The sequence below is a fragment of the Moorena sp. SIO4G3 genome, from assembly GCF_010692305.1.
Taxonomy (GTDB): Bacteria; Cyanobacteriota; Cyanobacteriia; order Cyanobacteriales; family Coleofasciculaceae; genus Moorena; species Moorena producens_A.
Genome location: NZ_JAAHIG010000313.1, coordinates 1 through 10,363 on the forward strand (window position 1 = coordinate 1; position 10,363 = coordinate 10,363).

6 protein-coding genes are annotated in these 10,363 nt (G+C 46.3%); 4 read left to right on the forward strand and 2 right to left on the reverse strand.

What is annotated here, in order from left to right:
- Positions 1 to 109: 109 nt before the first annotated feature.
- The gene (locus F6J99_RS34380; RefSeq protein WP_293119864.1) at positions 110 to 244 is read right to left on the reverse strand and encodes a hypothetical protein; all 135 of its coding nucleotides are present in this window, start codon (positions 242 to 244) and stop codon (positions 110 to 112) included.
- 169 nt (positions 245 to 413) lie between these two features.
- On the opposite strand from F6J99_RS34380, the gene F6J99_RS34385 reads away from it, so the two are divergent.
- Positions 414 to 3,641 carry a filamentous hemagglutinin N-terminal domain-containing protein gene (locus tag F6J99_RS34385; protein WP_293119866.1) on the forward strand — a complete coding sequence of 1,076 codons (3,228 nt, stop codon included), beginning with the start codon at positions 414 to 416 and terminating at the stop codon, positions 3,639 to 3,641.
- Here F6J99_RS34385 and F6J99_RS34390 read toward each other — a convergent pair.
- Positions 3,571 to 3,741 (reverse strand): hypothetical protein, encoded by a 171-nt coding sequence (locus F6J99_RS34390; RefSeq protein ID WP_293119868.1) that lies wholly within the window; start codon positions 3,739 to 3,741, stop codon positions 3,571 to 3,573. The genes F6J99_RS34385 and F6J99_RS34390 overlap by 71 nt on opposite strands.
- A 110-nt stretch (positions 3,742 to 3,851) precedes the next feature.
- Here F6J99_RS34390 and F6J99_RS34395 point away from each other — a divergent pair, with 110 nt between their 5' ends.
- The 3 genes from F6J99_RS34395 to F6J99_RS34405 all read left to right on the forward strand — a co-directional run bounded on the left by F6J99_RS34395 (position 3,852) and on the right by F6J99_RS34405 (position 10,288).
- On the forward strand, positions 3,852 to 7,001 hold the full coding sequence (locus tag F6J99_RS34395; RefSeq protein ID WP_293119873.1) for an S-layer family protein: 3,150 nt from the start codon (positions 3,852 to 3,854) through the stop codon (positions 6,999 to 7,001).
- Between the two features lie 169 nt (positions 7,002 to 7,170).
- Positions 7,171 to 10,035, forward strand: a complete 2,865-nt coding sequence (locus F6J99_RS34400) for an S-layer family protein (protein WP_293119875.1) — start codon at positions 7,171 to 7,173, stop codon at positions 10,033 to 10,035.
- Between the two features lie 34 nt (positions 10,036 to 10,069).
- Positions 10,070 to 10,288: a hypothetical protein gene (locus F6J99_RS34405; protein ID WP_293119870.1), complete on the forward strand. Its 219-nt coding sequence runs from the start codon at positions 10,070 to 10,072 to the stop codon at positions 10,286 to 10,288.
- Positions 10,289 to 10,363: the final 75 nt, after the last annotated feature.

A 10,363-nucleotide genomic window follows, 5' to 3' on the forward strand; every position in this document is an offset into this window, starting at 1 on the left:
TAATTATCGAAGCCCTTGGCTGGGTAATAGCAAAGGATGGCACGATTATTCTGACGGCACAACCATTTAACGGGACTCCTGTGGAGCAGATATTGCCCAATCTTGATTGTCATTCAGGAGCAGGGAGTAGGGAGTAGGGAATAGGGAATCGGGAGTAGGGAATCGGGAGTAGGGAGTCGGGAGTCGGGAGTCGGGAACAGCTTGTAGGGTGGGCAAAAACAGTTTGGTGGTTTTGATTGGTCACTAAATGATGACTTTGCCCACCCTACTTAACTAAAAAATGCACCTCACCCAATTGAAAACTGCCATATTGGCCTAATAAAAATTAACAGCATAAACCTAAATTGTATGAAATAATCATATCAATTCGGTAGCTCATTTTTAGTAACATGAAACCTCGGGTTAACGGACTTGTGCAAGCAAGTCCCTTTGTTCTCTATTCTCTACTCGCTGCAACTACGGCATTAGGGCAAATTACTCCAGATAATACCCTGGGCAATGAAAGTTCTGTAGTAACTCCGAATGTCAATGTTAACGGTACCCTGGCAGATTTAATTGAAGGTGGGGCGATTAGAGAAAGCAATCTATTCCACAGCTTTTCGGATTTCAATGTGGCAGAAATGGGGCGAGTTTATTTTGGCTTACCAGCTGGAGTTGCCAACATACTGAGTCGGGTAACGGGAACAAATGTTTCCAATATTTTGGGGACTCTAGGCGTATTGGGTAATGCTAATTTATTTTTGATCAATCCCAAAGGTATTTTCTTCGGTCCCAATAGCCGACTAGATATCAGAGGCTCATTTTTTGGGAGTACTGCTGATAGTGTGTTGTTTGACGATGGCACAGTATTCAGTGCATTAAATCCCAATGCTAAACCGTTGTTGACCATTAATATTCCATCTGGGTTGCAATATGGTTCAAATCCAGGGAGTATTACTAATCAATCTAGTCTTTTTGTGGTACCAAATGGTCAAACCTTAGGATTAATTGGTGGTGAGGTTACTATTCCTGGTGGCGCTCTATTGGCATTGGATGGACGGATTGAGCTGGGGGGTGTTGCTCCTAATAGTTTGGTGAACCTGACCCCAACCGATACTAGTTTTGTGTTGGATTATTCATCAGTTCAAGAGTTTCAGGATATTAGTTTGTCTGAGGGTGCTTTGGTTGATACCAGTGGGGAAAGTGGTGGCAGTATCCAGGTGCAGGGAGCTAATGTGAGTTTACGCGATCGCTCTTTTGTGTTTGCGGATACCGAAGGGAGTGGCAGTGGCGGTGGCATAGTTGTTAAGGCTTCACAGTTGAGTCTTGAGGGTGGTTCTAGGATAACTGCGGATGTATTGGGCTCAGGACAGGGGGGAGATTTGACAGTGAATGCCACTGAATCTGTTCGAGTCAGTGGTGTATCCCCTAATGGTATTGTCAGCTTCTTGGCAGCCCGAGTTTTTCGAGGAGCAACAGGAAATGCGGAAGATGTAAGTATTAACACTGGAGAGTTAATTGTCTCTGATGGAGCAAAAGTTTCAGCTGACACAAGGGGTCTTGGGGACGGGGGAACCTTGAGTGTCAATGGCTCCTCGACGATTGAACTCATGGGTACGACACCCGATAGTGAGTTCAGCAGTGGCTTGTTTTCTGGAGCGAGTACAGGCTCAACAGGAAACGCGGGAGATCTAAGTATTACCACTGGAGAGTTAATTGTCTCTGATGGAGGATTTGTTTCAGCTGGCACAAGGGGTATTGGGGACGGGGGAACCTTGAGTGTCAATGCCTCCGAGACTGTTAAAGTCATTGGTACGACACCCGATGGTGAGTTTCCCAGCGGCTTGTTTTCTGGAGCTAATCAAGGCTCAACAGGAAACGCGGGAGATCTAAGTATTAACACTGGGGAGTTAATAGTCTCTGATGGATCATTTGTTTCAGCTAACACTTTCAGTAAAGGGGACGGGGGAAATTTGACTGTCAATGCCTCCTCGACGATTGAACTCATGGGTACGACACCCGATGGTGAGTCTCCCAGCGGCTTGTTTTCTGAAGCTAGTACAGGCTCAACAGGAAACGCGGGAGATCTAAGTATTAACACTGGGGAGTTAATTCTCTCTGATGGAGCATCTGTTTCAACTACCACTTTCCGTGAAGGGGACGGGGGCACCTTGAGTGTCTATGGCTCCTCTAGGATTGAACTCATTGGTAGGACAGCCGATACTCGCTTTCCCACCGGCTTGTTTGCTGGCACTCTAGCCACAGGAAATGGGGGAGATGTGATTATTACCACTGGGGAGTTAATTGTTTCTGATGGAGCACAAGTTTCAGCTGGCACTGTTGGTCTTGGGGACGGGGGAAAGTTGACTGTCAATGCATCCTCGACGATTCAACTCATGGGTACGGCAGACGAGACTCGCTTTCTCACCGGCTTGTTTGCTCTGACTTTAGCCAGAGGAAATGGGGGAGATGTGAGTATTAACACTGGGGAGTTAATTGTTTCTGATGGAGCACAAGTTTCAGCTGGCACTGTTGGTCTTGGGGACGGGGGAAATTTGACTGTCAATGCCTCTTCAAAGATTCAATTAATTGGGAGCTCAGCCGATGCTCTGTTTCCCATAATTGGTACTCCCATAATTGGTACCTCAGTCGATGATCGGATTCCCAGCGGCTTGTTGACTGAAGCTCAAGGGACAGGAAATGCAGGAGAGTTCTTGAAAATTACCACTGGGCAGTTAATTATCTCTGATGGAGCAGAAGTTAGTGCTACAAGCACTCAACCGGGTAGTTCAGCAGGCACGGTAGATATTAATGCCAACTCCATCTTCCTTGACAACAAAGGAATCATCACAGCAGAAACAGCAGGAAAAGAAGGCAATATTATCCTAGAAGCTCGTGACATCCGACTCCTCGACGAAAGCAACATTAATACTAACGCCCAGAATACTGATGGGGGAAATATAGAAATTAATACTGATACCTTAGTCGGTCTGGGAAATAGCGACATCACCGCCAATGCTCAACTTGGCCCAGGAGGTAGTGTTACCATTAATGCCCAAGGCATCTTTGGTTTAGAGTTTCGAGACCGTCCAACTCCAGACAATGATATCACTGCCACGTCTGAGCTTGGCCCATCCTTCAGTGGTGAAGTAATCCTTAACACCCCAGACGTAGACCCCACCTCAGGCTTAACCGAATTGCCAGGAAGCTTGGTAGATGCAGAAGCCATCTTGGCCAATGACCTTTGTGGCTTTGAGAATAATCGGATTGCTGGTGGGAGTTCCTTTACCATTACCGGAAAAGGGGGTTTACCAGCTAGTGCAGAGGATGCGGTGATTAATACTGACAGAACAGTGGGCTGGCTCTCTCGTCCAGGCTTACCCAGCAGCAGCAGACAAGCATTATCCCAGCCACCATTGGCCTTTGGCCACGAATCGCGTAAGGCCTTTGGCCACGAATCGCGTAAGGCCTTTGGCCACGCTACGCGAACAGTAACACAGCCTCAACCTCCCCAGGAAAAAAAAGTAATTATCGAAGCCCAAGGCTGGGTAACAGCAAAGGATGGCACGATTATTCTGACCGCGCAACCGTTTAGGGGGACTCCTGTAGAGCAGATATTGCCCAATCTTGATTGCCATTCGGGAGGAGGGAGTAGGGAGTAGGGAGTAGGGAATCGGGAATCGGGAATCGGGAGTCGGGAGTCGGGAGTCGGGAGCAGCTTGTAGGGTGGGCAAAAACAGTTTGGTGGTTTTGATTCGTCACCAAATGATTACTTTGCCCACCCTACTCTAGTTGACCTAATAAAACTTAACAGAATCGACAGGTATTTTATGAAATAATCCCAGATATCGGGAGCATTTTGATTGATAAACATGAAAGCTGTGGTTGACGGACTTCTGCAAGCAAGTCCCTTTGTTCTCTATTCTCTACTGGCTGCAACTACCGCATTAGGACAAATCACCCCAGATAATACCCTGGGGAATGAAAGTTCTGTTGTAACGCCCAATGTGAATGTTAACGGTACCCTGATAGATTTAATTGAAGGTGGGGCGATTAGAGAAAGCAATCTATTCCACAGCTTTCAAGATTTCAATGTGGCCGAGTTTGGGCGGGTTTATTTTGCGAATCCAGCTGGAGTTGCCAACATCCTGAGTCGGGTAACTGGAACAAATGTTTCCAATATTTTAGGAACTCTAGGAGTATTGGACAATGCTAATTTATTTTTGATTAATCCCAATGGTATTGTCTTTGGTGCAAATAGCAGACTAGATATCAGAGGCTCATTCTTTGGGAGTACTGCTGATAGTGTACTGTTTGACAATGGTTTTCAATTCAGCGCCACCAACCCAGATGCTCCACCTCTGTTAACGATTAAGGGGCCTCTTGGTTTGCAATATGGAGAAAACTCAGGCAGTATTAGGGCACAAGGAATTAGTGGTTTCCAGAGTTTCGTTCAAGGACTAGGGCTAAGAGTGCAACCGGGTAAAACCTTAGCTCTTGTAGGAAGCGATATTACCTTAGAAAGATTTTTTCTAGAAGCACGAGGTGGACGGATTGAACTCGGTAGTGTTGCTGGTCCAGGTATGGTAAGTTTGACACCAAAAGGGAAAGGTTGGGTTTTGGGATACGAAGGTATTGAGAACTTTCGGGATATCGAAATACTGAGGTCTTTTATCAGTAACAGCGTTCAAGAACAAAATGACCTGGCTGCCTTTGACAGTGACGGCGCAATTTCCATCCGGGGTTCACAGTTAGATATTGGTAGAACCTCTATCGTTAGAGCAACCACATTCACCTCATTGCCCGGTGGAGATATCACCATCGATGTTCGTCAGTTGACCCTTAGGGATGGAGCAAACCTATCAAGTAACGCTTTTGACGAGGGCAAGGCAGGAAACTTGACTGTGAATGCTTCTGAGTCTGTGAAAGTGATTGATGGGTTGATTCAATTTCGATTTTCTAGCAGCCTCTCTGCTTCAACTTTCGGTGCGGGAGATGGGGGAGACATTCTGATTAACACTGACTTTTTTTTGGTTCAGAATGGAGGACAAGTGAATACTAGCACTAGTGGTGGAGGAGACGCAGGAAACTTGACTATGAATGCCTCTGAAGTTCAAGTCATTGGTGGTCTGTTGCCTAGCATCTTGTCTACTCAAGCTAATCCCGGAGCAACAGGAAATGCGGGAAATTTGAAGATTACCACTGGGGAGTTAATGGTCTCTGATGGAGCAATTGTTTCAGCTGGCACTGTTGGTGAAGGAGACGGGGGAAATTTGATAGTGGATGCCACTGAATCTGTTCAACTGATGGGTACCTCAGCCGATGGTCAGTTTGTCAGCGGCTTGTTTTCTCAAACTCTAGGGACAGGAAATGGGGGAGATGTGAGTATTACCACTGGGGAGTTAATGGTCTCTGATGGAGCACAAATTTTAGCTAGCCCAATTGGTCTTGGGAACGGGGGAAATTTGACAGTGGATGCCGACGAAAAGGTTCAAGTGATTGGTACTGATGCCTCGGGTCGGTTTCCTAGCGCCTTGTCTACTCAAACTCAAGGGACAGGAAAAGCGGGAAATTTGAAGATTACCACTGGGGAGTTAATGGTCTCTGATGGAGCACAAGTTGCAGCTGGCACTTTTAGTGAAGGGGAAGGGGGAGAGTTGATTGTGGATACCTCCTCTACAGTTCAAGTGATTGGCACCTCAGCCGATGGTCGGATTGTCAGCGGCTTGTTTTCTCAAACTGAAGGCACAGGAAAAGCCAGAGATGTGAAGATTACCACTGGGGAGTTAATAGTTTCTGATGGCGCAGCTGTTTCAGCTAGCACTTTTGGTATTGGGAACGGGGGAAATTTGACAGTGGATGCCGACGAAAAGGTTCAAGTGATTGGTACCTCAGCCTCGGGTGGGTTTGTCAGCGGCTTGTCTACTCAAGGTAATCCCGGAGCAACAGGAAATGCGGGAGATTTAAATATTACCACTGGGAAGTTAATTGTCTCTGATGGAGCAAGAGTTTCAGCTAGCACTTTTGGTCTTGGGAACGCGGGGAACTTGAGTTTCAATACCTCCTCTACTGTTCAACTCATTGGGAATTTTACCTCAGCCTCGGGTCGGTTTAATCGGGGAATAACACCAGATGCAGGAAATTTGTTGGAAATTACCACTGGGCAGTTAATTGTCTCTGATGGAGCGGTTAGTACTAGAAGTTTTCAACAGGAGAATTCAGCAGGAGAGGTAAAGATTAATGCCAACTCGATCTTCCTTAACAACGATGCAATCATCGCAGCAGAAACAGCAGGGGGAGACAAAGGCAATATTACTCTATTTTCCCGTAACATCCGACTGCTTAAGGAAAGCAAAATTACCACTAACGCCCAGAATGCAACTGGGGGAAATATAGAAATTGATACTGACACCTTACTCGGTCTGGGAAATAGCGACATCACCGCCAATGCTCAAGAAGGCCCAGGAGGTCGTGTTGAGATTAATGCCCAAGGCATCTTTGGTTTAGAATTTCGCGACCGTGAAACTCCAGACAATGACATCACCGCCACCTCCACCCTTGGCCCATCTTTCAGCGGTGAAGTAATCCTTAACACCCCAGACGTAGACCCCACCTCAGGCTTAACCGAATTGCCAGGAAGCCCGGTAGATGCAGAAGCCATCTTGGCCAATGACCTTTGTGGCTTTGAGAATAATCGGATTGCTGGCGGGAGTTCCTTTTTCATTACCGGTAAAGGGGGTTTACCAGCTAGTGCAGACGATGCGGTGATTAATACTGACAGAACAGTGGGCTGGCTCTCTCGTCCAGGCTTACCCAGCAGTAGTAGACAACGATTACAGCAGCAACCATTAGTAACACAGCCTCAACCTCCCCAGGAAAAAAAAGTGATTATCGAAGCCCTTGGCTGGGTAACAGCAAAGGATGGCACGATTATTCTGACCGCGCAACCGTTTCGGGGTACTCCTGTTGAGCAGATATTGCCCAATCTTGATTGCCATTCGGGAAGAGGGAGTAGGGAGTAGGGAGTAGGGAGATAGGGAGATAGGGAGATGGGGAGATGGGGAGATGGGGAGGTGGGGGGAACCCCCGCAGGTCGGCGCTGCATCGCTACTTACCCTAATAAAACTTAACAGAATCGACAGGTATTTTATGAAATAATCCCAGAGATCGGGAGCATTTTGATTGATTAACATGAAAGCTGTGGTTGACGGACTTCTGCAAGCAAGTCCCTTTGTTATCTATTCTCTACTGGCTGCAACTACCGCATTAGGGCAAATCACCCCAGATAATTCCCTCGGGAATGAAAGTTCTGTTGTAACGCCCAATGTCAATGTTAGAGGTGCCCTGGCTGATTTGATAGAAGGTGGGGCGATTAGAGAAAGCAATCTATTCCACAGCTTTTCTGATTTCAATGTGGCCGAGTTTGGGGCAGTTTATTTTGCGAATCCAACGGGAATTGAGAACATCCTGAGTCGGGTAACTGGAGGTAATGTTTCCAATATTTTAGGAACTCTAGGAGTATTGGGCAATGCTAATTTATTTTTGATAAATCCCAACGGTATTGTCTTTGGTTCTAATAGCAGCCTAGATCTAGGAGGGTCATTTTTTGGGAGTACTGCTGATAGTGTCTTGTTTGACGATGGCACAGTCTTCAGCGCTAAAAATCCCAATGAAACACCGTTGTTGACGATTAATATACCCTCTGGGTTGCAATATGGTTCAAATCCAGGGAGTATTACTAATCAGTCTAGTCTGTTTCTGGTACCAAATGGTAAAACCTTAGGGCTGATTGGTGGTGAGGTTACTATTCCTGGTGGTAACTTAAGAGCAACCGATGGACGGATTGAGCTGGGGAGTGTTGGTTCTAATAATGTGGTGAAGCTGACCCCAACCGATACTAGTTTTGTGTTGGATTATTCATCAGTTCAACAGTTTCAGGATATTAGTTTGTCCGAAGGTGCTGTTGTTGAGACCAGTGGGAAAGGTGGTGGCAGTATCCAGGTGCAGGGGGCTAATGTGAGTTTACGCGATCGCTCTGGTATATTAGCGAATACTGAAGGGAGTGGAAGTGGCGGTGGGATAGTTGTTGAGGCTTCTCAGCTCAGCCTTGAGGGTGGTTCTAGGATAACTACGGATGTATCCGGCTCAGGACAGGGGGGAGATTTGACAGTTAATGCCATTGAATCTGTTCGAGTAACTGAATCTGTTCGAGTAATTAGTGTATCGCCTGATCCTATTCCCAGCGCTTTAGCAGCCCGAGTTTTTCGAGGAGCAACAGGAAATTCTGGTGGAAATATCAACATCCAGGCTAGTTCTCTTGTTCTAGATAATGGTGGCAGAATAAATGCTAACACTTCTGGAAAAGGAAATGGAGGTATTATCAATATCTCTGTAAGCGGTCAAGTGTTGTTGCAAAGTGGAGGCGATTTGAGCGGGATATTAAGCAACGTGGAAAGTGGTGCCGAAGGTAATACTGGAGGAATTAACATCACCACCGGTTCGCTTGTTGTTGAAAATGCCGGTCAAATACAATCGATTGTATGGGGTCAAGGCAATTCAGGAAAAATAACAATTAGAGCCAAAGATACTGTTTCCTTTGATGGCAGGGTAAATAATGATATATTTCCTAGTGGCGCTTTCAGTAATGTATTTTCTGGAGCTATAGGAAACAGTGGTGGAATCGATATTATGATCGAACAAGGATCTCTTTTGATAACTAATCGTGCTCAACTGAGTGCCTTCACTTCTGGTAGAGGAAACTCAGGAAATATCTCTATAGACGCACAAGACCAGGTTTTCTTATCAAACTCCATCATTATCAGCGAGATAAATGAAAAAGCAGATGAAGTTACGGGTGATAGAAAAGCAGGTGATATAACAATCAAGACAGGTTCTCTAGTGCTTCAAGATGCCTCGGCACTGCTGGCTGATACAGAAGCCCAAGGGAATGGTGGTAAGATCACCATTGAGGCTCGTGACAATGTGATTCTTGAAGGTATAGGTCCGAGTGCATTAGCCAACGACCCTAAGTTAGTTTCCAGTGAAATTACCAGTACAATAGATAAGCCTGAAAAAGCTGTGGGGAATGGAGGAGATATTAATATCTCTACAAAATTGCTTTCTTTAACGGATGGTGCTTTTATTCGTAACGATAACTTTAATCAAGGCAATGCAGGTAACATTAATATAACTACAGAAAACCTTTCCCTGACCGATGGTGCGTTCCTGAGTGTCAGAAACCGTGGACAAGGCAATCCAGGCAACTTGGTGATTAAAGCTGACTCTATCCTCCTTGACAACGAGGGAATGATCTCAGCAGAAACTGTAGGAGGAGACAAAGGCAATATTACTTTATCTTCCGGTGACATCCGACTCCTCAACGAAAGCAAAATTACCACCAATGCTAGGAATACCACTGGGGGAAATATAGAAATTAATACTGACATCTTACTCGGTCTGGGAAATAGCGACATCACCGCCAATGCTCTAGAAGGTGAAGGAGGTCGTGTTGAGATTAATGCCCAAGGCATCTTTGGTTTAGAGTTTCGAGACCGTGAAACTCCAGACAATGACATCACCGCCACCTCCACCCTTGGCCCATCCTTCAGCGGTGAAGTAATCCTTAACACCCCAGAGGTAGACCCCACCTCAGGCTTAACCGAATTGCCAGGAAGCCCGGTAGATGCAGAAGCCATCCTGGCCAATGACCTTTGTGGCTTTGAGAATAATCGGATTGCTGGCGGGAGTTCCTTTTTCATTACTGGTAAAGGGGGTTTACCAGCTAGTGCAGACGATTCGATGATTAATACCGACAGAACAGTGGGCTGGCTCTCTCGTCCAGGCTTACCCAGCAGTAGTAGACAACGATTACAGCAGCAACAATCACTGACAAAGCCTAAACCTCCCCAGGAAAAAAAAGTGATTATCGAAGCCCTTGGCTGGGTAACAGCAAAGGATGGCACGATTATTCTGACCGCGCAACCGTTTCGGGGTACTCCTGTTGAGCAGATATTGCCCAATCTTGATTGCCATTCGGGAAGAGGGAGTAGGGAGTAGGGAGTAGGGAGTAGGGAGATAGGGAGATGGGGAGATGGGGAGATGGGGAGATGGGGAGATGGAGAGATGGAGAGATGGGGAGATGGGGAGATGGGGAGTAAGATCAGTTTTCCCGATTCCCTCTTGCCGATTCCCGATTCCCCTCCTGGGAGGGGTTAGGGGTGGGTTCCGATTCCCGATTCCCGATTCCCGATTCCCGATTCCCCTCCTGGGAGCAGGGCTAATTCATTGTGATGAGAGAAAATTAGGGTAGTCAGGAACTAGTGTAAACTATCAAAGTGAACTCAATATGGAACTCTCCTTCCTCTCCCTGATGAAAACTAATCTC

What these genes read in the sequence shown, in the direction of transcription:
- F6J99_RS34395 (WP_293119873.1), top strand. Translation starts at nt 3,852, where the DNA reads ATGAAAGCTGTGGTTGACGGACTTCTGCAAGCAAGTCCCTTTGTTCTC.
- F6J99_RS34400 (WP_293119875.1), top strand. Translation starts at nt 7,171, where the DNA reads ATGAAAGCTGTGGTTGACGGACTTCTGCAAGCAAGTCCCTTTGTTATC.
- F6J99_RS34405 (WP_293119870.1), top strand. Translation starts at nt 10,070, where the DNA reads ATGGGGAGATGGGGAGATGGGGAGATGGAGAGATGGAGAGATGGGGAG.